Source organism: Enterobacter cloacae complex sp. IR53041 (assembly GCF_049238285.1).
GTDB classification, from domain to species: Bacteria; Pseudomonadota; Gammaproteobacteria; order Enterobacterales; family Enterobacteriaceae; genus Enterobacter; species Enterobacter roggenkampii.
On the sequence record NZ_JBMKHB010000013.1, the window covers coordinates 51,183 to 77,138 of the forward strand.

Sequence of the window (25,956 nt, forward strand, 5' to 3'; positions counted from 1 at the left end):
AGCAATTATGGCCTTATTACAAATTAGTGAGCCTGGCTTAAGTGCCGCACCGCACCAGCGTCGTCTGGCGGTGGGTATCGATCTGGGCACCACCAATTCCCTCGTGGCGACCGTGCGCAGCGGCCAGGCGGAAACGCTGGCTGACGAGCAGGGCCGCCATCTGCTGCCTTCCGTGGTCCACTACCAGCAGCAGGGTCACGCGGTCGGCTATGACGCCCGCGCTAACGCCGCGCGCGATCCGGCAAACACCATCAGCTCCGTCAAGCGCATGATGGGCCGCTCGCTGGCCGATATTCAGACCCGCTACCCGCATCTGCCGTATCAGCTGCAGGCCAGTGAAAACGGCCTGCCGATGATTGCGACCGCGGCCGGTCTGCTGAACCCGATTCGTGTTTCCGCTGACATCCTCAAAGCGCTGGCGGAGCGTGCCACGGCCACGCTCGGCGGCGATCTGGACGGCGTGGTGATCACCGTTCCTGCCTACTTTGATGATGCACAGCGTCAGGGCACGAAAGACGCCGCGCGTCTGGCGGGCCTGCACGTTCTGCGTCTGCTGAACGAACCGACGGCGGCGGCGATTGCCTACGGCCTCGATTCCGGTCAGGAAGGGGTGATCGCGGTTTACGATCTCGGCGGCGGGACATTTGATATCTCTATCCTGCGCCTGAGCCGCGGGGTATTTGAAGTGCTGGCGACCGGCGGGGATTCCGCGCTGGGCGGCGATGACTTCGACCATCTGCTGGCGGACTACATCCGCGAGCAGGCAGGCATCAGCGATCGCAGCGATGCGCGCATACAGCGTGAACTGCTGGATGCGGCCATCGACGCCAAAATTGCCCTGAGCGATGCGCAGAGCGTCACCGTCAATGTTGCGGGCTGGCAGGGTGACATCACCCGCGACCAGTTTAACGATCTCATTGCCCCGCTGGTGAAACGCACCTTACTGGCCTGCCGTCGCGCATTGAAAGATGCCGGCGTTGAGGCCAACGAAGTGCTGGAAGTGGTCATGGTGGGCGGTTCGACCCGCGTGCCGCTGGTGCGTGAGCGCGTGGGCGAATTCTTTGGCCACACGCCGCTGACCTCCATCGACCCGGACAAAGTGGTCGCCGTCGGCGCCGCGATTCAGGCCGATATTCTGGTTGGCAACAAGCCGGACAGCGAAATGCTGCTGCTGGACGTCATCCCGCTGTCGCTGGGCTTAGAAACCATGGGCGGCCTGGTGGAGAAAGTGATCCCGCGTAACACCACCATTCCGGTGGCGCGCGCGCAGGAGTTCACCACCTTTAAAGACGGCCAGACCGCGATGTCCATCCACGTGATGCAGGGCGAACGCGAGCTGGTGCAGGACTGCCGTTCTCTGGCCCGCTTTGCGCTGCGCGGAATCCCGGCGCTGCCTGCGGGCGGGGCGCACATTCGCGTCACCTTCCAGGTGGATGCGGACGGCCTGCTGAGCGTCACGGCGATGGAAAAATCGACCGGTGTCGAGTCGTCTATTCAGGTTAAGCCGTCCTACGGCCTGACCGATGGCGAAATCGCCTCCATGATTCAGGACTCAATGAGCTACGCCGAGCAGGATGTGAAGGCGCGTATGCTGGCGGAACAAAAAGTGGAAGCCGCACGCGTGCTGGAGAGCCTGAACGGCGCGCTCGCTGCCGACGCCGCGCTGTTAAGCGCCGCCGAGCGCCAGGTGATTGACGACGCTGCCGCGCGCTTAAGCGCTGTCGCGGTAGGCGATGACGCTGACGCAATAGAAGAAGCCATTAAAAACGTTGATAAACAAACCCAGGACTTTGCTGCTCGCCGCATGGACAAATCTGTCCGCGTCGCGCTGAAAGGCCAGTCCGTGGACGAGGTTTAATATGCCAAAGATTGTAATTTTGCCTCATGCGGACCTCTGTCCGGATGGCGCTGTTCTGGAAGCGAAGACCGGTGAAACCATTCTCGATGTTGCCCTGCGTGCAGGTATCGAAGTGGAACACGCCTGTGAAAAATCCTGTGCCTGCACCACCTGCCACTGCATCGTGCGTGAAGGTTTTGACTCTCTTGCCGAGAGCACCGAAGACGAAGACGACATGCTGGATAAAGCATGGGGTCTGGAGCCAGACAGCCGCTTAAGCTGCCAGGCAGCGGTGACCGATGAAGATCTGGTCGTGGAGTTCCCACGCTACACCATCAACCACGCACGCGAGCATTAATATGGGACTGAAGTGGACAGACAGCCGTGAAATCGGCGAAGCGCTCTACGACGCGAACCCGGATCTCGATCCGAAGACCGTACGATTCACCGATATGCATCAGTGGATCTGCGATTTAGAGGATTTCGACGACGATCCAAACGCATCCAATGAAAAAATTCTGGAGGCGATTCTGTTAGTCTGGTTAGATGAAGCAGAATAAATAACAAAACGGGCTGCCTTCAGGCGGCCCGTTTGCTAGTTGCTAATAAGGAAAAATAAAATGACCGAAGCGATGAAGATTACGCTCTCGAATCAGCCTGCCGACGCGCGCTGGGGCGAGAAAGCCACCTACAGCATTAATAACGACGGTATTACCCTGCACCTGACGGGCAATGATGATTTGGGCCTGATCCAGCGCGCCGCGCGTAAAATTGACGGTCTGGGCATTAAGCATGTCTCGCTGGAAGGCGAAGGGTGGGACACCGACCGCAGCTGGGCGTTCTGGGCGGGCTATAAAGGGCCGAAAGGCACCCGCAAAATTGAGTGGGCGAACCTCGACGAAGCCGGTCAGAAAGAGCTGGAAAGCCGCCTCAACATCATCGACTGGGTACGCGACACCATCAACGCCCCGGCGGAAGAGTTAGGCCCTGAGCAGCTGGCGCAGCGCGCCGTTGATCTCCTGTGCGGCGTGGCGGGCGACAAGATGTCCTATCGCATCACCAAGGGAGAAGACCTGCGCGAGCAGAACTACATGGGTATCCACACCGTGGGCCGCGGCTCCGAGCGTCCTCCGGTGCTGCTGGCGCTGGACTACAACCCAACCGGCGATAAAGACGCCCCTGTCTTTGCCTGCCTGGTAGGTAAAGGCATCACCTTCGACACCGGCGGCTACAGCCTGAAGCAGAGCGCGTTCATGGACTCCATGAAGTCCGACATGGGCGGCGCGGCCACCATCACCGGCGCGCTGGCCTTTGCCATCACCCGCGGTCTGAAAAAGCGCGTGAAGCTGTACCTGTGCTGCGCGGACAACATGGTCAGCGGTAACGCCTTCAAGCTGGGTGACATCATTCGCTACCGTAACGGCAAAAACGTTGAGGTGATGAACACTGACGCCGAAGGCCGTCTGGTGCTGGCCGATGGCCTGATCGACGCATCTGCCCAGAAGCCTGAGCTGATCATCGACATGGCGACTCTGACCGGTGCGGCGAAAACCGCGCTGGGTAACGACTACCACGCGCTGTTCAGCTTTGACGACAAGCTGGCCGCACGCCTGCTGGCGAGCGCTGCCGCAGAGAACGAGCCGTTCTGGCGCCTGCCGCTGGCCGAGTTCCACCGCAGCCAGCTGCCGTCTAACTTTGCCGAGCTGAACAACACTGCCAGCGCGGCGTACCCGGCGGGGGCAAGCACGGCGGCAGGCTTCCTGTCTCACTTCGTTGAGAACTACCACGAGGGCTGGTTGCACATCGACTGCTCCGCGACGTACCGTAAAGCGGCGGTTGAGCAGTGGTCCGCAGGCGCGACCGGTCTGGGCGTGCGTACCGTGGCGAACCTGCTGACGGCTGAGTAATCTTTTTTGCCGGGTGGCGCTACGCTTACCCGGCCTACAAAACCCGTAGGCCCGTGCAAGCGTAGCGCCGCCGGGCAAGTGTGAAGTAGCCAAACTATGTCAGAAACCAAAAACGAATTAGAAACCCTGCTGGAGCAGGCGGCGACCGAGCCCGCCCACCGTCCGGCCTTTTTCCGCACGCTGCTGGAATCCACCGTCTGGGTGCCGGGCACTGCGGCTGAAGGTGAACAGGTCGTAGAAGACAGCGCGCTGGATCTGCTGCACTGGGAGAAAGACGACGGCACGTCGGTGATCCCGTTCTTCACCTCGCTGGAAGCGCTGCAGAAAGCGGTAGAAGATGAACAGGCGTTCGTGGTGATGCCGGTGCGTACCCTGTTTGAAATGACGCTCGGCCAGACGCTGTTCCTGAACGCGAAGCTGCCGACCGGGAAAGAGTTTACGCCGCGTGAAATCAGCCACCTGATTGGCGAAGAGGGCAACCCGCTCAGCACGCAGGAAGTGCTGGAAGGGGGCGAAACGCTGCTGCTCTCTGAAGTGGCCGAGCCGCCCGCGCAGATGATTGATTCCCTGACGACGCTGTTCAAAACGCTCAAGCCCGTCAGGCGCGCGTTTCTCTGCTCCATTAAAGAGCGCGCGGACGAAAAGCCGGTGCTGTTGATCGGTATTGAAGCCGATGGCGATTTCGACGAGATCGTTCAGGCAGCGGGCAGCGTGGCGACCGACACGCTACCGGGCGATGAACCAATTGATATCTGCCAGGTGAAAAACGGTGAGAAGGGCATTAGCCACTTTATTACCGAGCACATTACGCCGTTCTATGAGCGTCGCTGGGGCGGCTTCCTGCGCGATTTCAAAACTAACCGCATCATCTGATGACAGCGGGGTGAATATCACCCCGTTACTTCCAGCAGCAGTAAATCCATCAGCAGCACCAGATTCGACTCAAACGACGTCACCCCTGCGGCTTCGGCGGCAAAGTGCACCGCTTCGTCATAGAGCGCAAAGTGCACGTCGGCCATCTCCGCCAGCGTGTTGGCCGAGGCGCGGGTAAACGCGACGATCGTCATGCCGACGTTTTTGGCTATCCGCGCTTTATCCAGCACCTGTTCCGTTTCGCCGCTGCGCGAGACGGCAATAAACACCTGATAGCGGGCGGCATTGCTGAGAAAAATGTTCCGGCTGTCGCCCGGTCCGGAGATAAACGCCGTTTTGCCCATTACCTGTAGCTTCTTGGTCAGGTACTCCGCAAACAGATAAGAAAACCCGGCCCCGTAGAGAAAGAAGCTCTCTTTCTGGCGCAGCAGGTCGGAAAACTGCTGGCGTTTGTCCTGGGTAACCCACTGAAAGGTGTGCTGATAGTTGGCGATAAACTGGTTAAACAGCACCGGGAGTTCAGGACGCGACTGCGCCTGAGCGGCAATATGCGGCGTGTCGGAGAGCAGCTGCTTGCAGTGCCAGATGAATTCGCTAAAGCCGCTGAACCCCAGCTTCTGGCACAGCCGCATGATGGTGGCGGTAGAAACGAACGTCGCCTGTGCCAGCTCGCGAACCGTGATGTTGCCCACCAGCAGCGGATGCTCCGTGAGGTGGGCGAGGACGCGATACTCCGCGCGGGTCAATGACGCCCCGCGCGTTAACAGCGTGGCCAGGCGGTTATCCATTATTTCGCGGGTTCAACCGGCAGGTCGTCACGCGCGCCCCATTCGCTCCAGGCACCGTCATAGAGCGTGACGTCGCTTACGCCGAGCGTGGCGAGCGCCAGAATGACCACGCAGGCCGTTACGCCGGAACCGCAGCTGGCGATAATCGGACGATGCAAATCCACGCCCTGACGTTCAAAAATGGCGCGCAGCTCGTCGGTGGTTTTCAGCTCGCCCTCAAACACCAGGTCGCCCCACGGCACGTTCAGCGCGCCCGGAATATGTCCACGCTTCAGCCCTGGGCGCGGTTCATCCGCTTCGGCATTGAAGCGTGGAGCAGGACGGGCATCGACGATTTGCGCCGTTTTTTCATGGCTCACGACCAGCACGTCGGTCAGGCGTTTTACCACGTGGGCGTCAAAGGTCGCATCGAATTCGCCTTCCGGCAGCGTGACGTCACCCTGCTGAAGCGGCAGCTCGTCGCGCTTCCAGCCCGCCAGCCCGCCGGCAAGAATCGAGACTTTTTCCACGCCGAAGTTTTTCAGCATCCACCACGCGCGCGGCGCGGAAAAGAGGTTACCTTCATCATAGACAACGAGGTGTTTGTCTTTGCTGACGCCCAGCTCGCGCATCGCCACGGAAAACGCTTCCGGGCGCGGCAGCATGTGCGGCAGGGGAGAGGTGTGATCGGAGAGGGCTTCGATATCAAAAAATACCGCGCCAGGCAGATGCCCTGCGCGGTATTCACCGGGCACGTCACGATGCTCTTGCCCCGGCGGGGCCATACGCGCGTCGATAATCTGCACTTCCGGATCGCCGCCGTGCTCAATCAGCCAGTCGGCGGCGACAAAATATGAGGTGGACATGGGTTGCCTCCATTCTTTTCCGTAAAAAAGGATTGTCGGTGTTTTTTCTGACACCGACAAGTAAACCACGTTCAACTCGCGAGCAAGCCCCTATTTTTTCACCGGTTCGCCGTCCTGCCAGGCTTTTTGCAGCGCTGGCCAGTAGTCGCGGTTGGCCTCAATCATCTCATCCAGAATCGCTTTTGCATGTTCCATGGTCGGCACGGTGCGGTTCAGGGTAAATGCCTGCAACGCTTTTTCATAGCTGCCTTCGATAGTCGCCTCCACCAGCAGCTGTTCAGACGCGAGCTGCTGTTGCAAAAGGGTCTGATGGAACAGCGGCACCTGGCCGACGCGAATCGGTTCAGGGCCTTCGGCGGTGATATAAGCGGGAACTTCCACCACCGCATCGTACGGCAGGTTGGTAATCGCCCCGCGGTTTTCCACCATCACCAGATGGCGGCTTCGCAGGTTGAACGCCAGCGAACAGGCGACGTCAACGATAAATTCACCGTGGACGCCCACGTGGAAGGCATCCGGTAAAATTCCGGTGCGTTGATATTCTTCGGCGGCGGCGAACAGCTTTTTCTCGCGCCCGTTCATCACTTCGTTGGCGCGGGTATAGTCCGGGTTCTGATGCGCCACAATCTGGTTCGGCATCAGGTAATACTGCAGATACGGGTTCGGCAGATACTCGGGGAAGTTGTCCATGATCGGCTTGATATTGCGCCAGGTTTTCACCCACGACGGATCCGAGTGCTGCGGGTCGGTTTTAGCCGCATCTTCCGTCAGCAGGCCAAACTTCGCGATATGCTTACGCAACTCCGGGAGCTTGTCTTCGCCGTCCACCAGCACGCGGGTAAACCAGCCGAAGTGGTTCAGGCCGAAGTAGTCCACTTCCAGTTTATGACGATCCACGCCCAGAATGGCGCCCATATTGCGCATCGCGGCAACCGGCATATCGCAGATGTTCAGCACCCTTGCGTTCGGGCGCAGGCGGCGCACGCCTTCCGCGACGATCGCCGCCGGGTTGGAGTAGTTCACGATCCAGGCTTTCTCATGCGCGTAGCGATCGACCAGATCGATAAGCTCCACCATCGGCAGGATCGTGCGCAGGCCGTAGGCCAGCCCGCCGGGGCCGCAGGTTTCCTGGCCCACCACGCCGTGACGCAGCGGGATCTTCTCATCCTGCTCACGCATTTTGTACTGGCCGACGCGCATCTGGGCGAAGACAAAATGCGCGTTGCTAAAGGCCACTTTCGGGTCGCTGGTGACGGTAAATGTGATGCGCTGACTGTGGTCGCGAATGACCTTCTCGACGACCGGCGCAATGGTGTTCTGACGCGCTTCGTCGATATCGTAAAGGCGAATTTCGGCCAGCGGGAAATCCTGCAGGCGCACCATCAGGCTTTTCACAATGCCTGGCGTGTAGGTGCTGCCGCCGCCGGCAATCGACAGAATGAATGGGGGTGTTAACATCTTTAGCTCCTTTCAGAGAAACGTCTCAACGGCTTCTCGCATTTTTTTGACATGCAGCCCGTAGACCACCTGAACGTTGTTACCTTGTTTGATAATCCCTTTCGCGCCAGTCGCCTTCAGGCGCGGCTCGTCGATGATGGCGACGTCCTTCACCGTGACGCGCAAGCGGGTGTAGCAGTTGTCCACCACTTCAATGTTTTCCCGACCGCCCAGCCCCACCACGATGGACTCGCCCAGACCGTCGTTATTGCCCTTCGCCTGGTACTCCTGCTTGCTGTAGAGGCGCGTCTCCTGGTCCTCATCTTCACGGCCCGGCGTTTTCATGTTGAAGCGCAGGATCAGGAAGCGGAACACCACAAAGTACAGGGCGAACATGATCAGCCCGACAACGATGTACATCGGCCAGTTGGACTTGGCCGTGCCGAGCGGCAGGTTGTAAAGGATGAAGTCGATAATCCCGTTGGCACCGATGGCGTGAACGCCCAGCAGCGAGAACAGCATCATGCCGATGCCGGTCAGCACCGCGTGCACCATGAACAGCAGCGGGGCGACAAACAGGAAGGAGAACTCAATCGGCTCGGTCACGCCGACCAGCAGCGAAGTCAGCGCCGCCGGGATCAGAATCGCTTTCGCCGCCGCTTTACGCTCTGGCCTTGCGGTCATATACATCGCCAGCGCCGCGGCAGGCAGGCCAAACATTTTGCTGATGCCGCGTGCGTCCCACACCACGGTGCTGCTGAGTTGCTTCACGTCCGGGCAGGCCATCTCGGCAAAGTAGATATTGCGCGCGCCCTGATAGGTTGCGCCGCATACCTCCTGCGTGCCGCCCAGCTCGGTATAGAGGAACGGCGTATAAACCAGATGGTGCAGGCCGGTGGGGACCAGAATGCGTTCCAGGAAACCGTAGATGGCCACGCCAAACGGCCCGGAGCCTTTGATGGCCAGCGCCAGGGCGCTGATGCCGTGCTGGGCAAAGGGCCACAGTTCGCTCATCACCACGCCGAGCAGCATGGAGACGGGGAGCATGACGATGGCGACAAAACAGTGGCCGGAGTAAATCGCCATCGCGCCGTTAAACTGTACGCCGGAGTATTTGTTGTACAGATAGCCGGAAAGCGCTCCGGTCAGTATCCCGGCAAAGACCCCCATCTCCAGCACCTGCACGCCCAGTACCATCGTCTGTCCGGCCGCTTTCATCTGCGCCGCTGGCGCCAGCGCGCCCTGCAGCTGCAGCGTGACGTTCATGGCGTTGATGAATACGACAAAGGTGACCAGGCCAATCAGCGCGGCATAGCCTTTATCGCGCGTTGCCAGGCCAATCGGAATACCGACGGCAAACACCAGCGCCAGGTTAACCAGCACCGACACGGCAGATTTTGCGATCAACTGACCAAGATGCTGAATCAGCGGATGACCGAGAAACGGCAGGTACTCGGCGAGATTACCGTTACCCAGCACGTTACCAAAGGCGATAAACAGACCGACGATCGGTAAGATAAGCACCGGTCCGTACAATGATTTTCCGAAATTTTGTAGGGCGTTCACGGCTCGTTTCATGGCTTTCTCTCTTTTTGAACCGCGCACTCGGGGTGCGTCATGGTTATAAAACTAGCAGCCTTCAGGGACGCTTATCCAGCTATCCTCTTGTTTTAAAAACAAATGACGTGAAAGGTAACATGTGACGTTATGCGCTGTGATCGCGGTTCCATCACGGCGTAGCGGCGTGATGCCCTTCTGCGAGGCGCTTTCCAGATTCTAAAATTGGACTTTTTGAATTAATGAAACTTGCGGATAATACTTATCCGGACGACGACCAACAGGCCCCCTCTGGGCCAGGGACAAAGGATGAAACCGTTTCGCTTAGCCGCGCTCTCTCTTGCGCTGCTTACTACGTTTACGCTTGTCGGCTGTGATAACAGCGACGATAAACCTCAGGCTGCGGCTCCCGCGGCATCCACCGCATCCACACCAAAAGCCGCGGAAAAGCCAAATGCTGAAACGCTGGCTAAGCTAGCCGCCCAGAGTCAGGGAAAAGCGCTGACCCTGCTGGATGCTTCTGAAGTTCAGCTCGACGGTGCCGCCACGCTGGTGCTGACATTCTCGGTTCCGCTGAATCCCGATCAGGATTTCGCGAAAACCGTGCATGTCGTGGACAAAAAAAGCGGCAAAGTTGACGGGGCGTGGGAACTTGCGCCTAACCTGAAAGAGCTTCGCCTGCGTCATCTGGAGCCCAACCGCAACCTGGTCGTCACCGTTGAACGGGGCCTGCAGGCGCTGAATAAGACGACGTTCGGCATTGATTATGAAAAAGCTCTGACCACCCGGGACGTCGAGCCTACCGTCGGGTTTGCCAGCCGCGGCTCGCTGCTGCCGGGCAAGGTGGTGGAAGGGTTGCCGGTAATGGCGCTCAACGTCAACAATGTTGACGTGAACTTCTACCGCGTGAAGCCGGAATCGCTGGCCTCTTTTGTCAGCCAGTGGGAATACCGCAACTCCCTCACCAACTGGGAATCCGACAACCTGCTAAAGATGGCGGAGCTGGTTTACACCGGTCGCTTCGATCTTAATCCGGCGCGCAACACGCGCGAAAAATTGCTGTTGCCCCTGAAGGATATTAAACCACTCCAGCAGTCTGGGGTTTACATCGCGGTCATGAACCAGGCCGGGCACTATAACTACAGCAACGCCGCAACGCTCTTTACCTTAAGCGATATTGGCCTGTCCGCTCACCGTTATCATAATCGCCTGGACATCTTCACTCAGAGTCTGGAGAACGGTGCGGCGCAGTCTGGCGTCACGGTCACCCTGCTGAATGACAAAGGGCAGACCCTTGCCGAAGCGAAAAGCGACGGCGATGGCCACGCAAAGCTTGAGACCGACAAAGAGGCTGCCCTGATTCTGGCCAGTAAAGACGGCCAGACCACGCTGCTTGACCTCAAGCTACCGGCCCTCGACCTGGCGGAGTTTGATATCGCCGGGAGTCCGGGCTACAGCAAGCAGTTCTTCATGTTTGGCCCACGCGATCTCTATCGCCCGGGTGAAACGGTGATCCTCAACGGCCTGCTGCGCGACAGTGACGGTAAGCCGCTTCCCGATCAGCCCGTGAAGCTTGACGTGCTGCGCCCTGACGGTCAGGTGGCTCGCTCGATCGTTGTTCAGCCTGAAAACGGTCTCTACCGATTCAACTACCCGCTGGACAGCGGGGCGCAGACCGGCATGTGGCATATCCGCGCCAACACGGGCGATAACCTGCAGCGCCTGTGGGACTTCCACGTCGAAGACTTCATGCCAGAGCGCATGGCGCTCAACCTGAGCGGACAAAAAACGCCGGTTTCACCGCAGGATAACGTCGACTTTAACGTGGTCGGCTATTACCTGTATGGCGCACCGGCCAACGGTAACTCTCTGCAGGGCCAGCTCTTCCTGCGTCCGCTGCGTGACGCGGTGGCCGCGCTGCCGGGCTTCCAGTTTGGTGATATCGCCGAAGAGAACCTGAGCCGCAGCCTGGATGAAGTTCAGCTTACGCTGGACGAGCAGGGGCGTGGGCAGGTTTCTACCGAAAGCCAGTGGAAAGACGTGCACTCTCCGCTGCAGCTGATCCTGCAGGCCAGCCTGCTGGAGTCGGGCGGTCGTCCGGTGACGCGTCGCGCTGAGCAGGCTATCTGGCCTGCGGCTGAGCTGCCGGGTATTCGCCCTCAGTTCGCCAGTAAAGCCGTTTACGACTACCGCACCGATACGACCGTCAACCAACCGATTGTTGATGAGAACGGCAACGCCAGCTTCGACATCGTGTATGCCGATGCCAGCGGAGCCAAAAAGGCCGTTTCCGGATTACAGGTACGACTGATTCGCGAGCGTCGTGACTACTTCTGGAACTGGTCTGAGAGCGAAGGCTGGCAGTCTCAGTTCGATCAGAAAGACCTCGTCGAAGGCGAGCAGGAGCTGACGCTTAAGGCCGATGAGACGGGTAAAGTCACCTTCCCGGTGGAGTGGGGCTCTTATCGTCTGGAAGTCAAAGCGCCTGATGATATGGTGAGCAGCGTGCGCTTCTGGGCAGGCTACAGCTGGCAGGATAACAGCGACGGCACCGGAGCCGCGCGCCCTGACCGCGTGACGCTGAAACTGGATAAGCCAGCCTATCAGCCAGGCGACACCATCCAACTGCACATCGCCGCGCCAGCCGCAGGAAAGGGCTATGCGATGATCGAGTCCAGCGAAGGGCCGCTGTGGTGGAAAGAGATCGACGTACCGGCAAACGGACTGGATCTCGCTATCCCGGTCGACAAGGCCTGGAAGCGTCACGACCTCTACCTGAGTACGCTGGTGGTACGTCCCGGAGATAAATCCAAATCCGCCACGCCGAAACGTGCGGTCGGTCTGCTGCATCTGCCGATGGGCGATGAAAATCGCCGCCTGAATATTGCGCTCGATAACCCGCAGAAAATGCGTCCAAACCAGACGCTCTCGGTGAAGGTGAAAGCCAGCGTGAAAGAGGGGGCCGTGCCGCAGAAGGTGAACGTGCTGGTCTCGGCGGTGGACAGCGGCGTGCTGAACATTACCGATTACGTCACGCCGGATCCGTGGCAGGCTTTCTTTGGCCAGAAGCGCTACGGCGCGGATATCTACGATATATACGGCCAGGTCATTGAAGGGCAGGGCCGTCTGGCCGCGCTGCGCTTCGGTGGCGATGGGGATGAACTGAAGCGCGGCGGCAAACCGCCGGTGAACCACGTGACCATCATTGCCCAGCAGGCACAGCCGGTTACGCTGGATGCCAACGGGGAAGGCACGATTACGCTGCCGATTGGTGATTTCAACGGCGAACTGCGTCTGATGGCGCAGGCCTGGACAGAAGACGATTTCGGCAGCAGCGAAAGCAAGGTTGTGGTGGCCGCGCCGGTTATTACCGAGCTTAACACGCCGCGCTTCCTGGCAAGTGGAGACACCTCACGCCTGACGCTGGATCTCACCAACCTGACCGACCAGCCGCAAACGCTGAACGTTGCCCTGACCGCGACAGGCAAACTGTCGCTGGAAGGTGGACAGCCGCAGCCGGTTCAGTTGCCGCCAGGGGCGCGCAGCACGCTGTTTATTCCCGTGCGCGCACTGGACGGTTATGGTGACGGTGAAGTGACCGCGCAGGTGACCGGTCTGCAGCTTCCGGGCGAGACTTTCGCACCGCAGCAAAAGAGCTGGAAAATCGGCGTGCGTCCGGCGTTCCCGGCGCAGACGGTGAATACCGGTGCCATGCTGAACCCTGGCGAATCCTGGACCGCACCGGCGCAGCACAGTAACGGTTTCTCTCCTGCCACTCTGCAGGGGCAACTGCTGCTGAGCGGCAAACCACCGCTCAACCTGGCGCGCTATATTCGCGAACTGCAGGCCTATCCGTATGGCTGCCTGGAGCAGACCACCAGCGGCCTGTTCCCGTCGCTCTACACCAACGCGGCGCAACTGACGGCGCTTGGCATCAAAGGTGATACGGACGATAAACGCCGTGCCGCCATTGATATCGGTATTTCCCGTCTGCTGCAGATGCAGCGTGAAGACGGCGGGTTCGCGCTGTGGGATAAAAACGGTCCGGAAGAGTACTGGCTGACGGCCTACGTGACCGACTTCCTGGTGCGGGCGGGCGAGCAGGGCTATAGCGTGCCTGCCGATGCGGTGAATAACGCCAATAGCCGTCTGCTGCGCTACCTGCAGGACCCGGGCATGATGTCCATTCGCTATAGCGATGATACTCAGGCCAGTAAATTTGCCGTTCAGGCCTATGCCGCGCTGGTGCTGGCTCGTCAGCAAAAAGCGCCGCTGGGCGCGCTGCGTGAAATCTGGGATCGTCACGCTCAGGCGGCGTCCGGCCTGCCGCTGATGCAGCTGGGCATGGCGCTCAGGCTGATGGGCGATGCCCCGCGCAGCCAGCAGGCGCTGGATCTGGCGCTCAAAACGCCGCGCAACGACAGCAAAACCTGGATGGCCGATTACGGCAGCCAGCTTCGCGATAACGCGCTGATGCTCTCCCTGCTGGAGGAGTACAAACTTCTGCCGGATGCGCAAAATACGCTGCTGAATGCCCTGTCTGAACAGGCCTTCAGCCAGCGCTGGTTGTCCACTCAGGAGAGCAACGCGCTGTTCCTGGCCGGACGTTCGCTGCAAACTCTGTCCGGTGCATGGCAGGCGAAAACCTCCCTGTCAGATTCCGCATCAGGTGGCGATAAAGCGCAGGTACAAAACGTGAGCGGCGACCAGCTTGGCGCGCTGCAGGTCACCAATACCGGAACGACACCGCTCTGGGTACGTTTGGACAGCACCGGCTATCCGGAATATGCCCCTCAGCCGAGCGCGAACGTGTTGCAGGTCGAACGTCATATCCTGGCAACCGACGGCAGTACGAAATCACTCTCTTCGCTGAAGAGCGGCGAGCTGGTGCTGGTGTGGCTGGAAGTTAAAGCCAGCCAGAACGTGCCGGACGCGCTGGTGGTAGATCTCCTGCCTGCGGGTCTGGAGCTGGAAAACCAGAACCTGGCAAGCAGCAGCGCCAGCCTGCAGGACAGCGGCAGTGAGGTGCATAACCTGCTCAGCCAGATGCAGCAGGCGGACATTCAGCATATGGAATTCCGCGACGACCGCTTTGTGGCCGCCGTGCCGGTAAATGAAGGTCAGCCGGTCACGCTGGTTTATCTGGCGCGCGCCGTGACGCCGGGAACCTACCAGGTGCCGGTTCCGATGGTCGAGTCTATGTATGTGCCGCAGTGGCGGGCAACGGGTGCGGCCAGCGGCCCGCTGATTGTTGTTCCGTAATATGCGAATGGCACGTCTGACACGCTCCCGCTGGCTATGGCTGGCGGGAGCGCTTCTCGTTTTAGGGGGGCTGATTGTCGCCGCCGACCGCCTGTGGCCGTTGCCGCTGAAAGAGGTTAACCCTGCCCGGGTGGTGGTGGATGAGAAGGGCACGCCGCTCTGGCGTTTTGCCGATAGCGACGGGATCTGGCGCTATCCGGTGACGATCGAAGAGGTCTCTCCCCGTTATCTTGAGGCGCTGATCCAGTACGAAGATCGCTGGTTCTGGGATCACCCCGGCGTAAACCCGCTCTCTGTCCTGCGCGCCGCCTGGCAGGATCTCAGTTCCGGGAAAGTCATCTCTGGCGGAAGCACGCTCACCATGCAGGTCGCGCGACTGCTGGACCCGCATCCGCGCACCTTTGGCGGCAAAATTCGCCAGCTCTGGCGTGCCATGCAGCTGGAGTGGCATCTTTCCAAACGCGAAATCCTGACGCTCTATCTCAATCGCGCCCCCTTTGGCGGTACGCTGCAGGGCGTGGGAGCGGCAAGCTGGACGTATCTGGGCAAGCCGCCGTCGCAGCTCAGCTATTCCGACGCGGCGCTGCTGGCGGTGCTGCCGCAGGCACCGAGTCGATTACGCCCGGACCGCTGGCCTGAACGGGCCGAAGCGGCGCGCAATAAAGTGCTCGACCGCATGGCGACGCAGGGGGTCTGGTCCGCAAAGCAGGTCAAAGAGTCCCGTGAGGAATCAGTATGGCTGGCGCCCCGGCAGATGCCGCAGCTGGCGCCGCTCTTTGCTCGGATGATGCTCGGCAAAAGTCGCGACACGAAAATTGTCACCACGCTGGATGCCGGACTGCAGCGGCAGCTGGAAGAGCTGGCGATGAACTGGAAATCCCGCCTGCCGGCCCGCAGCTCGCTGGCGATGATCGTGGTCGATCATACCGATATGAAAGTGCGCGGTTGGGTTGGATCGGTGGATATCAACGATGACACGCGTTTTAGCCATGTGGATATGGTCAATGCGATCCGATCGCCGGGATCGGTGTTAAAACCCTTTATCTACGGCATGGCGCTGGATGATGGCCTGATCCATCCCGCCTCGCTGCTTCAGGATGTGCCAAGAAAAACCGGTGATTATCGTCCCGGGAATTTTGACAGCGGGTTCCATGGACCGGTCAGCATGAGTGAAGCGCTGGTCCGCTCCCTCAACCTGCCGGCCGTTCAGGTGCTGGAAGCCTACGGACCAAAACGATTTGCCGGGATGCTGAGCAACGCAGGCTTGCCGCTGATCCTGCCTGCGGGGGCACAGCCGAATTTGTCTCTGATCCTCGGCGGGGCGGGCGCGCGGCTGGCAGATATCGCTGCGGCCTATAGTGCCTTTGCCCGACACGGTAAGGCGGGAAGGCTGCGGTTACAGCCGGTCGATCCGCTGACTGAACGCCCGCTGTTATCGCCAGGCTCGGCGTGGATTATTCGCCGTATTCTGGCCAATGAAGCGCAGCCGCTGCCGGATAATGCGCTACCGCAGGTTGCGCCGCTGGCGTGGAAAACCGGCACCAGCTACGGGTACCGTGATGCCTGGGCCATCGGTCTGAATGCCCGTTATGTGATAGGCATCTGGACCGGACGACCGGACGGCACGCCCGTGGCGGGACAGTTTGGGTTTGCCAGCGCGGTTCCGCTGTTAAACCAGGTCAATAATCTGCTTCAGTCACGTTCAACGGTAGACGAAGCCCGCCTGCCGCGCGATCCGCGTCCGGAGAGCGTCGGGCGGGGCGTGATCTGCTGGCCGGGCGGCCAGTCGCTACCGGAAGGCAGTGAAAACTGTCGACGTCGCCTGTCGACCTGGCTGCTGGAAGGGAGTGAACCGCCCACGCTGCTTCTCCCTGAACAGGAGGGCATACGCGGCATTCGTTTCCCGGTCTGGCTGGATAAAACTGGCAAACGCGTGGCCGCAGATTGCCCGGATGCTACTGAAAAAGTCCTGGATGTCTGGCCGCTGCCGCTGGAGCCCTGGCTGCCCGCCGCGGAAAAAAGGGCTGCGCGTCTTCCTGCCCGATCAACTGACTGTCCGCCTCTGGACAATAACAATGTGGCGCCGCTTATGATTTCGGGTATCAGAGAGGGGGCTGTTATTAAGCGACTTCCCGGCGAAGGTAATGTCACGCTTTCTGTTATGTCAACAGGAGGGGAAGGGGAGCGCTGGTGGTTTTTAAATGGAGAGCCTTTAGCGGGGCGGAATTATAATTATTCATTAAAATTATATTTGCCGGGTGAATATCAATTACTGGTAATGGATAAATCAGGCCAAACGGCAACGGTCAATTTTGAATTAGACCGTTAAGTATTACCTCTGAAGAGTTAGCTTGATAATTATCAATATGCGTTCCTGAAAAAAAACGAGAATGCGTTTTTATTTGTAGGAACGAGCAATGAAAGAGAATAACAATCAGGAAGAGGGTCTTATTCCTGCCCTGTCCCGGCGGCATTTTATTCAGGCAGGATCGGCTCTGGCCACACTCCCGTTTGTGGTGACAACCAGCAAAGCACGGGCGCAGGGCACGGTGGCGGCAGACGTGACGCCTGAAGAAAAAGTCGTGCAGACCTGTAGCACGTTTGACTGTGGCGGGAAGTGTGATATTCGTGCTCACGTTAGTGAGGGCGTTGTAACCCGAATTTCTACCCGCCCGGACAATGCGTTAGATCCGGAAATGCCGATAATGCGCGCCTGCGTTCGCGGACGCGCGTATCGGAAATTTGTTTATCATCCCGATCGGCTTAAATATCCAATGAAACGCGTGGGTAAACGTGGCGAAGGAAAATTCGAACGTATTACCTGGGATGAAGCCACAACGCTTATTGCGAATCAATTAAAAACCATTACGCAAAAATACGGTGCTGCTTCGCGCTATGTGCATGTTGGCACCGCAGTTTCGGGAGGAACGTTCTCCGGCGATAAAATGGTTCGTCGTCTGCTTAATTTAACGGGTGGCTATCTCGAAAGCTATCACTCGGTCAGTATGGGCAACACCGCAGCGGCAACGCCCTATACCTACGGTACCGCCGCCAGCGGCAGCTCGCTGGACACGTTACTGGACACCAAGCTGGTCATCCTCTGGGGGCATAACCCGACGGAAACGATTTTTGGTCACAGCAACTACTTCTTCCAGAAGATGAAGCAAAACGGCACCCGCTTCATCGTTGTCGATCCGCGCTATTCAGATACGGTGTCCTCCCTTGCTGACCAGTGGGTCCCGCTGCTGCCAACAACCGATAACGCCCTGATGGACGCCATGATGTACGTGATCGTCACGGAGAACTTGCACGATCGCGACTTTATTCAGCGCTATACCCTGGGCTTTGATGAAGACGCTATGCCGGAAGGCGTTCCGGCCAATGAATCCCTGATGGCTTATCTGAGCGGCGCAAAAGATGGCGTGGCGAAAACGCCCGAGTGGGCAGAGAACATCACCCACGTGCCTGCGCAGACCATTCGTCAGCTGGCGCGCGATTATGCCACGACGAAGCCCGCCGCGCTGATCCAGGGTTGGGGACCGCAGCGCCATAACTGCGGCGAGCGCACCGCGCGCGGCTCGACGATACTGGCCACGCTGACGGGTAACGTTGGGGTGAAAGGCGGCTGGGCGGCTGGCTATGGCGGCTGTGCTAACCGTAAATTTGCCGCAGGCCCGGAGATGCCGGATAACCCGGTGAAAGCCAAAATATCGGTGATGAACTGGGTGCAGGCCGCCGACGATGCCTCTAAGGTAACGGCGGAAGTCGGCCTGAAGGATGCCGAAAAGCTGGACAGCAATATCCGCATCCTCTTCTCGCTGGCGGGCAATTATCTGGCTAACCAGAACCCGGATCTTCATCAGGCAACCCGCGTGCTGGAAGACGAGTCGAAAATCCAGTTTATCGTCGCGAGCGATCTGTTTATGACGCCGAGCGCCCGATACGCCGATCTTCTCCTGCCGGAAACCAGCTTTATGGAACGCTGGAATATCGGCGAAACCTGGGGTACCGCAAGCTATCTGATCCTGTCCGAAAAGCTGATTGAGCCTGAATTTGAGCGCCGTTCAGACTACGACTGGCTGCGGGAGGTCGCTGCTAAGCTTGGTGTCGAACCGGCATTCAGCGAAGGGCGTGACGAAAAGGCGTGGATTGAGCACATCTGGGAGCAGACAAAGCTGTCGATGCCGGAGGAAAACCTGCCAGACTTCGCGACGCTGCAAAAGACGCGTCAGCATCTCTTCAAAAGCGCGCCGTACGTTGCTTTTGAAGACAACATTCGCGACCCGCAAAATCATCCGTTCCCGACGCCGTCCGGAAAAATTGAGATCTTCTCGAAGCGTCTGTACGACATGCAGCACCCGGAAATTCCGGCGCTGTCGCACTACGTGCCTGCCCACGAAGGGCCGGAAGACGAACTGGCGAAAACCTTCCCGCTGCAGCTGATCACCTGGAAAGGGAAAAACCGTGCTAACTCAACCCAGTACGCCAACCCGTGGCTGATTGAGGCGCAGCAGCAAAAGCTGTGGATTAACCCTCAGGACGCGCAGAAGCGCGGCATTGCGCAGGGAGATACCGTGCGTATCCATAACGCACGCGGCATTTGTGAGATCCCGGCGGAGGTTACGCCGCGCATCATTCCTGGCGTGGTAGCCATGCAGGCAGGTGCCTGGTGGCAGCCGGATGAGAAGGGCATTGATAAAGGCGGCTGCGCGAACGTGCTCAGTTCGGCTCGTATTACCGCGCTTGCGAAAGGGAATTCACATCAAACCATGCTGGTGGAGGTGGCAAAAGCATGAGTCAGTTTAAACACTACGCGCCGGTGAGCGACAAACAGCTGGGCTTTTACATCGACTCTTCACGCTGCTCAGGGTGTAAAGCCTGCCAGGTGGCATGCAAAGATAAAAACAACCTTGAGGTCGGACGTCGTTTCCGTCGCGTGTACGAAGTCAACGGCGGGAATTTCATCCCAACCGGGCAGGGCGGCGTCAGCAACAATGTGTTTGCCTACACGCTCTCTATTTCCTGTAACCACTGTGCAGACCCCATCTGCACTAAAAACTGTCCGACCACGGCGATGCACAAGCGTCCGGGAGACGGCATTGTGCGCGTTGATACAGATAAGTGCGTCGGCTGCGGCTACTGTGCGTGGTCATGCCCTTACGGCGCGCCACAGCTCAACGAGCAGACCGGGCAAATGTCAAAATGCGATTTCTGCGTGGATCTCCAGGCGAAGGGGGAGCAGCCCGTCTGTGTGGCAACCTGTCCACTCGAAGCGATTAAATTCGGGCCGATTGATGAACTGCGGGCGAAGTATGGTGCGGTCAGTGACGTGAAAGGCTTGCCTGATTCTTCCATCACAAAACCGAATCTGGTGATCAAAGCGCATCAGGGTGCAGAGAAAGAGGGCAAACGCCATGCATGAGTTACCGCTGCTGATTTTTACATTGTTCCTGCAGGGCTCGGTAGGCGTGACGCTCTGGCTGGTGTTCGGGGGGGCGCATGCTTCGCAGCGTAGCGCGCTTCTGCCTGCTGCCGGGGCGTTTGTGCTCGCAAGCCTCGGATTGCTCGCCTCGGCGCTGCACATGGGCTATCCGCTCAATGCTCTCAACGCGCTGCGCCATGTCTCCAGCTCCTGGCTGAGCCGTGAGATTATCTTTGCCAGCCTTTACCTGGCGGCGCTGGGTCTCGCGACGCTGCTGATGTTCGCCAAAAAGCCAGGCTGGAAGCTGCTTCTGGCGGCGGCGGGCCTTGTCGGGCTGGTGGATGTGTTCTGCATGGCGCAGATCTACATGCATGCGTCCGTGGTGACGTGGCAGCATATCAACACGCTGGTGCTGTTTATCGGCTCGGTGGGCATTATTGGTTCAGCCTGCATGGCGGTTGGGATGCGTTCCCGGGCTACTCTGCGTGCGGCGGTGGTCATTATCACGCTGCTGGTGCTTGTGCGTCTGGTGATGCAGCCCGTCTGGCTGGCCGACATCTCGGCTATGGACAACACCGTGGTGACGTTCCCTCATGCGCCGTTACAGATGCTGCAACAACTGCGCACCGTGCATCTGCTGAGCTGGTGTGTGTCTGTCGTGGGTATGCTGTGCTTTGCTGCAGGCGGGTTAAAAGCGGCGCGAGGCACAATGCTGCTGGGCAGCGCCTTGCTGATTGCGGGTGAGCTGATGCTGTGCTTCGTTTTCTTCAGTATTGGCTGATGGGCAGATTGACGTTTGGCCCGGCGATGGACGTGACGCATGCGTGCGTCCGTCGCCGTTTTCGCCATGCTTCCTGTTGTGCCTGCGCTGACGTTTGTCCCGTGCAGGCTTTTTCTTTTACGGACGCAGATATCTCGGTTGATGAGAACCGCTGTATTGAATGCGGTGACTGCCTGTTTGTTTGCCCCACTGAGGCCATCACCGGCATCACGCCGCGAAAACGCTTTTTGTGTGGCGATACGCTTGTCGGGCCTTTTACTGAACGTGCGCCGAATGTGAATGAGCTGCTGCTCTGGCATGCACAGCACCATGTTCGTTTTATCAGTATCGACGTGGAGCAGTATCCTGACTGGCTGCTGGCGATTGCCCGGCTTAATCTTGTGCTTCGTCGACGCGGTGAAGCGGCATGGGCGTTTAAACTTTTACCCGTCAACGAGGTTAATATCGCCCGCCGTGCGCTGATGCACGTTCCCCGTGAGGATGCCCGGACCTGTAGCGTCGTGCCCGGTCAGCGTGAACTGCGCAGAGCGTTTTCTGGGGTTAGTGAGGCAGAGATAGATCTCGACGCCGGAACGTGCGTATTGTGCGGCGCGTGCTGGCGGAGTTGTACGGAAAACGCGATTCGGTTTGAGAACGCTGAACTGGTCGTCGAAACTGGACGTTGTACCGGTTGCGGCGGCTGCGAAGCGGTATGCCAGCATGCGGCGATAAAAGTGACGCAAACAGAAGGAACAGCGAAAAACGTGGCCATACTGGCATATGAAGCCGTTTGCCTGACGTGCCACCGTCATTTCTGGTCATTTACGCCTGATGAAAAGCAGTGTCCGCTCTGTTTTCACCATCAACACGATATGCGAAACCCGGACTGTTGCTAATCTTCGTCTCATTTTAAAAAAATGTTATGCAGAACCATAGGCAATAGCGCTATAGCTCTTTATAATCCGCGCCACACCATACTCAGGTATGCAAAACAACAGAACATTGACAGAGGTTATCATGGCTATTGAACGTACTTTTTCCATCATCAAACCAAACGCGGTGGCAAAAAACGTTATTGGCAGCATCTTCGCTCGCTTTGAATCTGCAGGGTTCAAAATTGTTGGTACCAAAATGCTGCACCTGACCGTTGAGCAGGCGCGCGGCTTCTACGCTGAGCACGAAGGTCGCCCATTCTTTGACGGCCTGGTGGAGTTCATGACCTCCGGTCCAATCGTGGTATCCGTACTGGAAGGCGAAAACGCCGTACAGCGTCACCGCGACCTGCTGGGCGCAACCAACCCGGACAACGCGCTGGCAGGTACTCTGCGCGCTGACTACGCTGACAGCTTCACCGAGAACGGTACCCACGGTTCTGACTCTGTTGAATCTGCCGCACGCGAAATCGCTTTCTTCTTCGCAGAAGGCGAAGTGTGTCCACGTACCCGTTAATTTAACGGTTTCGTTTACACATTATTTTCGTAAATGCCGCGTCCAGACGTGGCATCCCTGCGCCAGACTTTGTACAATGCAACGCCCCGGACGAGCAGACCGCTTTCCGGGGCGTTTCTATTCAACCCTCCATGGGCCATAACGTGTAACAACGAGGCCGGTAAATATTATGTCTGAATTAGTGAATACCTCCGAAGTCGCCATTCCTGCGGTTCCCAATAAAAATGGAAAAATCAACCTGCTGGATCTGAACCGTCAGCAGATGCGCGAGTTCTTCAAAGAGATGGGCGAAAAGCCGTTTCGTGCCGATCAGGTCATGAAGTGGATGTACCATTACTGCAGCGACAATTTTGATGACATGACTGACATCAACAAGGTCCTGCGCAATAAGCTCAAAGAAGTGGCTGAAATCCGCGCCCCGGAAGTGGTGGAAGAGCAGCGCTCCGCAGATGGCACCATCAAATGGGCGATTGCGGTCGGCGATCAGCGCGTTGAAACCGTCTACATTCCGGAAGAAGACCGCGCGACGCTGTGCGTCTCCTCTCAGGTGGGCTGTGCGCTGGAGTGCAAATTCTGCTCAACCGCGCAGCAAGGCTTTAACCGTAACCTGCGTGTTTCAGAAATTATCGGCCAGGTCTGGCGTGCTGCGAAAATCGTCGGCGCGGCAAAAGTGACCGGCACTCGCCCAATCACCAACGTGGTGATGATGGGGATGGGTGAGCCGCTGCTGAACCTGACCAACGTCGTTCCGGCGATGGAAATCATGCTGGATGACTTCGGGTTTGGTCTGTCCAAGCGTCGCGTCACGCTGTCGACCTCAGGCGTTGTGCCTGCGCTGGACAAGCTCGGCGATATGATTGACGTCGCGCTGGCGATCTCCCTGCACGCGCCAAACGATGAAATTCGTGACGAAATTGTGCCGATCAACAAAAAGTACAATATCGAAACCTTCCTCGCTGCCGTACGTCGCTATCTGGAGAAATCCAACGCCAACCAGGGTCGCGTCACTATCGAGTACGTGATGCTGGACCACGTCAACGACGGTACCGAACATGCGCATCAGCTGGCTGAACTGCTGAAAGATACGCCATGTAAAATCAACCTGATCCCGTGGAACCCGTTCCCGGGCGCGCCGTATGGCCGTAGCTCGAACAGCCGTATCGACCGTTTCTCCAAGGTGCTGATGGAATATGGTTTCACCACCATCGTGCGTAAAACGCGTGGTGATGATATTGATGCCGCATGTGGACAGCTGGCTGGTGATGTTATTGACCGTACCAAGCGTACCCTGCGTAAACGCATGCAGGGCGAGACGATCGCGGTTAAAGCTGTTTGATTATTATGCACTCACGGCGCATTATCTGCGCCGTGAGACATAACCTTACTGAATAATCAGTCAGATTCGTGAAGACTGATCAATAATTACGGTGCGTTTCATCCGACTTTCGGGCAGTATGTAACGACGTAACAACAGTTTAGCCGTACGGGCAGGGCTGTACTGTCATCTCCGGGCTGACAGTCTTATACTCTGTGTTCAAGGTTAACTGACCAGAAGTTTCGCGGTGCGGGTGGCATTGTGACTCACCGGCGCCTGAACCCTTTTTTTCACGTACCAGTAGTTGTAGCGAATGAATACTGAAGCCACTCACGACCAACATGAAGCACTCTCCACTGGCGTTCGTCTTCGCAACGCCCGTGAACAACTCGGACTCAGCCAGCAAGCCGTCGCAGAACGCTTGTGCCTGAAGGTTTCCACGGTTCGCGATATTGAAGAAGATAAGGCACCCGCCGATCTGGCTTCAACGTTCTTGCGCGGTTATATCCGCTCTTACGCAAAACTGGTGCACATCCCCGAAAACGAATTACTGCCAATGATGGAGAAGCAGGCGCCGGTCCGTGCAGCAAAAGTTGCGCCGATGCAGACCTTCTCCTTGGGGAAACGTCGTAAAAAACGTGATGGCTGGCTGATGAGCTTTACCTGGCTGGTGCTGTTTGTGGTGGTCGGTCTGACCGGTGCGTGGTGGTGGCAAAACCACAAGGCGCAGCAGGAAGAGATCACCACCATGGCCGATCAATCCTCCGCCGAACTCAACCAGGCCGGAACGGATAACGCCCAGAGCGTGCCGCTGAATACCGACGGTGCAGCGACTTCCAGCGAGCCACAGACCGCAGCGCCAGATGCGACAGCGACCAATGCTGCGCAGGCTCCGGCAGCAACGGCTAACACCGCTGCGCCTCAGGCTCAGGATCAAAACGCGGTGGTTGCCCCTTCTCAGGCGAATGTTGATACTGCGGCGAACGCGCCTGCGGCTACTCAGCCTGCAGACAATACCGCAGCGTCTCTGCCAACCAGCCCGGCGGGTACGGCGACACCCGCAGCCGATCCTAACGCGCTGGTAATGAACTTCAGCGCCGACTGCTGGCTGGAAGTGACTGACGCGACAGGTAAAAAACTGTTCAGCGGCCTGCAGCGCAAAGATGGCACGTTAAACCTAACGGGCCAGGCGCCTTATAAACTTAAAATCGGCGCTCCGGCAGCGGTACAGATCCAGTATCAAGGAAAACCTGTCGACCTGAGCCGCTTTATCAGAACTAACCAGGTTGCACGTCTTACCGTTAATGCCGAACAATCAGCAGCACAGTAACAGACGGGCAACGCGGGAGATTTTTCATGCATAACCAGGCTCCGATTCAACGTAGAAAATCGAAACGGATTTACGTTGGGAATGTGCCAATCGGCGATGGGGCACCTATCGCCGTTCAGTCGATGACCAATACGCGCACCACCGATGTGGAAGCGACGGTCAATCAAATCAAAGCATTAGAACGTGTCGGCGCGGATATTGTTCGCGTCTCCGTCCCGACCATGGATGCGGCTGAGGCGTTCAAACTGATCAAACAGCAGGTCAGCGTTCCGCTGGTGGCGGATATTCACTTCGACTACCGCATCGCACTGAAAGTGGCCGAGTACGGCGTCGATTGCCTGCGTATTAACCCGGGCAACATCGGTAACGAAGAGCGTATCCGCATGGTCGTGGACTGCGCCCGCGATAAAAATATTCCTATCCGTATCGGCGTTAACGCCGGTTCCCTGGAAAAAGATCTGCAGGAAAAATACGGTGAGCCTACGCCGCAGGCGCTGCTCGAATCCGCGATGCGTCACGTCGATCATCTCGATCGCCTTAACTTCGATCAGTTCAAAGTCAGCGTAAAAGCGTCCGACGTGTTCCTGGCCGTAGAATCTTATCGCCTGCTGGCAAAGCAGATCGATCAGCCTCTGCACCTCGGGATCACCGAAGCGGGCGGCCTGCGTAGCGGCTCGGTAAAATCCGCGATCGGTCTGGGGCTGCTGCTCTCTGAAGGGATCGGTGACACCCTGCGCGTCTCGCTGGCGGCGGATCCTGTCGAAGAGATCAAGGTCGGCTTCGATATTCTGAAATCACTGCGTATTCGCGCGCGTGGGATCAACTTCATTGCCTGCCCAACCTGTTCACGTCAGGAGTTCGATGTGATCGGTACGGTGAATGCCCTGGAGCAACGTCTGGAAGACATTATCACCCCGATGGACGTCTCCATCATCGGCTGCGTGGTGAACGGTCCGGGTGAAGCCCTGGTGTCAACCCTGGGCGTGACCGGCGGTAACAAGAAAAGTGGTCTCTATGAAGATGGCGTTCGAAAAGATCGTCTGGATAATAGTGACATGATCGACCAGCTTGAAGCCCGCATCCGCGCCAAAGCCGCCATGATGGACGAGACACAGCGTATCAACGTTCAGCAGGTTGAAAAATAACGTGATGGGAAGCCGTGAGCTTCCCATGT

Annotated in this window: 19 protein-coding genes; 15 read left to right on the plus strand and 4 right to left on the minus strand. The window is 58.2% G+C overall.

Annotated elements, in window-relative coordinates:
- Positions 1-7: 7 nt before the first annotated feature.
- From hscA to sseB, 5 genes are all read left to right on the plus strand, one after another.
- Positions 8-1,858 carry a Fe-S protein assembly chaperone HscA gene (hscA, locus tag ACOTXF_RS11390; protein WP_045416243.1) on the plus strand — a complete coding sequence of 617 codons (1,851 nt, stop codon included), beginning with the start codon at positions 8-10 and terminating at the stop codon, positions 1,856-1,858.
- Between the two features lies 1 nt (position 1,859).
- Positions 1,860-2,195 carry an ISC system 2Fe-2S type ferredoxin gene (gene fdx, locus ACOTXF_RS11395; RefSeq protein ID WP_003860652.1) on the plus strand — a complete coding sequence of 112 codons (336 nt, stop codon included), beginning with the start codon at positions 1,860-1,862 and terminating at the stop codon, positions 2,193-2,195.
- 1 nt (position 2,196) lies between these two features.
- Positions 2,197-2,397 (plus strand): Fe-S cluster assembly protein IscX, encoded by a 201-nt coding sequence (gene iscX, locus ACOTXF_RS11400; protein WP_003860650.1) that lies wholly within the window; start codon positions 2,197-2,199, stop codon positions 2,395-2,397.
- Between the two features lie 60 nt (positions 2,398-2,457).
- Positions 2,458-3,744 (plus strand): aminopeptidase PepB, encoded by a 1,287-nt coding sequence (gene pepB, locus ACOTXF_RS11405; RefSeq protein WP_032663032.1) that lies wholly within the window; start codon positions 2,458-2,460, stop codon positions 3,742-3,744.
- A gap of 96 nt (positions 3,745-3,840) precedes the next feature.
- A complete protein-coding gene (sseB, locus tag ACOTXF_RS11410) occupies positions 3,841-4,617 on the plus strand; it encodes an enhanced serine sensitivity protein SseB (RefSeq protein ID WP_045416241.1) in 777 nt (258 codons plus the stop codon).
- A gap of 17 nt (positions 4,618-4,634) precedes the next feature.
- Here sseB and ACOTXF_RS11415 read toward each other — a convergent pair whose 3' ends face one another.
- From ACOTXF_RS11415 to ACOTXF_RS11430, 4 genes are all read right to left on the minus strand, one after another.
- Complete coding sequence (locus ACOTXF_RS11415; protein ID WP_045416238.1) at positions 4,635-5,405, minus strand: MurR/RpiR family transcriptional regulator; 771 nt, start codon at positions 5,403-5,405, stop codon at positions 4,635-4,637.
- Positions 5,405-6,250 carry a 3-mercaptopyruvate sulfurtransferase gene (gene sseA / locus ACOTXF_RS11420; protein ID WP_023344686.1) on the minus strand — a complete coding sequence of 282 codons (846 nt, stop codon included), beginning with the start codon at positions 6,248-6,250 and terminating at the stop codon, positions 5,405-5,407. Before sseA ends, ACOTXF_RS11415 begins: the two co-directional genes overlap by 1 nt.
- A gap of 90 nt (positions 6,251-6,340) precedes the next feature.
- Positions 6,341-7,708 carry a 6-phospho-alpha-glucosidase gene (locus ACOTXF_RS11425; protein ID WP_048962903.1) on the minus strand — a complete coding sequence of 456 codons (1,368 nt, stop codon included), beginning with the start codon at positions 7,706-7,708 and terminating at the stop codon, positions 6,341-6,343.
- A gap of 12 nt (positions 7,709-7,720) precedes the next feature.
- A complete protein-coding gene (locus ACOTXF_RS11430) occupies positions 7,721-9,265 on the minus strand; it encodes a PTS transporter subunit EIIC (RefSeq protein WP_045335336.1) in 1,545 nt (514 codons plus the stop codon).
- 288 nt (positions 9,266-9,553) lie between these two features.
- Here ACOTXF_RS11430 and ACOTXF_RS11435 point away from each other — a divergent pair, with 288 nt between their 5' ends.
- The 10 genes from ACOTXF_RS11435 (at position 9,554) to ispG (ending at position 25,927) form a co-directional block, all read left to right on the plus strand.
- On the plus strand, positions 9,554-14,506 hold the full coding sequence (locus ACOTXF_RS11435) for an alpha-2-macroglobulin family protein (RefSeq protein WP_047746003.1): 4,953 nt from the start codon (positions 9,554-9,556) through the stop codon (positions 14,504-14,506).
- 1 nt (position 14,507) lies between these two features.
- Complete coding sequence (pbpC, locus tag ACOTXF_RS11440; protein WP_045416227.1) at positions 14,508-16,835, plus strand: peptidoglycan glycosyltransferase PbpC; 2,328 nt, start codon at positions 14,508-14,510, stop codon at positions 16,833-16,835.
- An 88-nt stretch (positions 16,836-16,923) separates the two neighbouring features.
- On the plus strand, positions 16,924-19,302 hold the full coding sequence (locus tag ACOTXF_RS11445; protein ID WP_047746002.1) for a DMSO/selenate family reductase complex A subunit: 2,379 nt from the start codon (positions 16,924-16,926) through the stop codon (positions 19,300-19,302).
- Entirely contained in the window at positions 19,299-19,928 is a 630-nt protein-coding gene (locus ACOTXF_RS11450) for a DMSO/selenate family reductase complex B subunit (RefSeq protein ID WP_045416223.1), read from the plus strand. The genes ACOTXF_RS11445 and ACOTXF_RS11450 overlap by 4 nt, the downstream gene beginning before the upstream one ends.
- A complete protein-coding gene (locus tag ACOTXF_RS11455) occupies positions 19,921-20,709 on the plus strand; it encodes a dimethyl sulfoxide reductase anchor subunit family protein (RefSeq protein WP_232926730.1) in 789 nt (262 codons plus the stop codon). The genes ACOTXF_RS11450 and ACOTXF_RS11455 overlap by 8 nt, the downstream gene beginning before the upstream one ends.
- Positions 20,709-21,584 carry a 4Fe-4S binding protein gene (locus ACOTXF_RS11460; protein ID WP_045416218.1) on the plus strand — a complete coding sequence of 292 codons (876 nt, stop codon included), beginning with the start codon at positions 20,709-20,711 and terminating at the stop codon, positions 21,582-21,584. Before ACOTXF_RS11455 ends, ACOTXF_RS11460 begins: the two co-directional genes overlap by 1 nt.
- A gap of 121 nt (positions 21,585-21,705) precedes the next feature.
- Positions 21,706-22,137: a nucleoside-diphosphate kinase gene (ndk, locus tag ACOTXF_RS11465; protein WP_003860625.1), complete on the plus strand. Its 432-nt coding sequence runs from the start codon at positions 21,706-21,708 to the stop codon at positions 22,135-22,137.
- A gap of 169 nt (positions 22,138-22,306) precedes the next feature.
- Entirely contained in the window at positions 22,307-23,473 is a 1,167-nt protein-coding gene (locus ACOTXF_RS11470) for a bifunctional tRNA (adenosine(37)-C2)-methyltransferase TrmG/ribosomal RNA large subunit methyltransferase RlmN (protein WP_014171168.1), read from the plus strand.
- Between the two features lie 292 nt (positions 23,474-23,765).
- A complete protein-coding gene (gene rodZ / locus ACOTXF_RS11475) occupies positions 23,766-24,782 on the plus strand; it encodes a cytoskeleton protein RodZ (RefSeq protein WP_023325867.1) in 1,017 nt (338 codons plus the stop codon).
- A 26-nt stretch (positions 24,783-24,808) separates the two neighbouring features.
- Positions 24,809-25,927: a flavodoxin-dependent (E)-4-hydroxy-3-methylbut-2-enyl-diphosphate synthase gene (gene ispG / locus ACOTXF_RS11480; protein ID WP_008502138.1), complete on the plus strand. Its 1,119-nt coding sequence runs from the start codon at positions 24,809-24,811 to the stop codon at positions 25,925-25,927.
- The last annotated feature ends 29 nt before the right edge of the window (positions 25,928-25,956 follow it).

Bases quoted from the DNA above. Each gene is read 5' to 3' on its own strand.
- hscA (WP_045416243.1), top strand. From the start codon at position 8: ATGGCCTTATTACAAATTAGTGAGCCTGGCTTAAGTGCCGCACCGCAC.
- fdx (WP_003860652.1), top strand. From the start codon at position 1,860: ATGCCAAAGATTGTAATTTTGCCTCATGCGGACCTCTGTCCGGATGGC.
- iscX (WP_003860650.1), top strand. From the start codon at position 2,197: ATGGGACTGAAGTGGACAGACAGCCGTGAAATCGGCGAAGCGCTCTAC.
- pepB (WP_032663032.1), top strand. From the start codon at position 2,458: ATGACCGAAGCGATGAAGATTACGCTCTCGAATCAGCCTGCCGACGCG.
- sseB (WP_045416241.1), top strand. From the start codon at position 3,841: ATGTCAGAAACCAAAAACGAATTAGAAACCCTGCTGGAGCAGGCGGCG.
- ACOTXF_RS11415 (WP_045416238.1), bottom strand. From the start codon at position 5,405: ATGGATAACCGCCTGGCCACGCTGTTAACGCGCGGGGCGTCATTGACC.
- sseA (WP_023344686.1), bottom strand. From the start codon at position 6,250: ATGTCCACCTCATATTTTGTCGCCGCCGACTGGCTGATTGAGCACGGC.
- ACOTXF_RS11425 (WP_048962903.1), bottom strand. From the start codon at position 7,708: ATGTTAACACCCCCATTCATTCTGTCGATTGCCGGCGGCGGCAGCACC.
- ACOTXF_RS11430 (WP_045335336.1), bottom strand. From the start codon at position 9,265: ATGAAACGAGCCGTGAACGCCCTACAAAATTTCGGAAAATCATTGTAC.
- ACOTXF_RS11435 (WP_047746003.1), top strand. From the start codon at position 9,554: ATGAAACCGTTTCGCTTAGCCGCGCTCTCTCTTGCGCTGCTTACTACG.
- pbpC (WP_045416227.1), top strand. From the start codon at position 14,508: ATGCGAATGGCACGTCTGACACGCTCCCGCTGGCTATGGCTGGCGGGA.
- ACOTXF_RS11445 (WP_047746002.1), top strand. From the start codon at position 16,924: ATGAAAGAGAATAACAATCAGGAAGAGGGTCTTATTCCTGCCCTGTCC.
- ACOTXF_RS11450 (WP_045416223.1), top strand. From the start codon at position 19,299: ATGAGTCAGTTTAAACACTACGCGCCGGTGAGCGACAAACAGCTGGGC.
- ACOTXF_RS11455 (WP_232926730.1), top strand. From the start codon at position 19,921: ATGCATGAGTTACCGCTGCTGATTTTTACATTGTTCCTGCAGGGCTCG.
- ACOTXF_RS11460 (WP_045416218.1), top strand. From the start codon at position 20,709: ATGGGCAGATTGACGTTTGGCCCGGCGATGGACGTGACGCATGCGTGC.
- ndk (WP_003860625.1), top strand. From the start codon at position 21,706: ATGGCTATTGAACGTACTTTTTCCATCATCAAACCAAACGCGGTGGCA.
- ACOTXF_RS11470 (WP_014171168.1), top strand. From the start codon at position 22,307: ATGTCTGAATTAGTGAATACCTCCGAAGTCGCCATTCCTGCGGTTCCC.
- rodZ (WP_023325867.1), top strand. From the start codon at position 23,766: ATGAATACTGAAGCCACTCACGACCAACATGAAGCACTCTCCACTGGC.
- ispG (WP_008502138.1), top strand. From the start codon at position 24,809: ATGCATAACCAGGCTCCGATTCAACGTAGAAAATCGAAACGGATTTAC.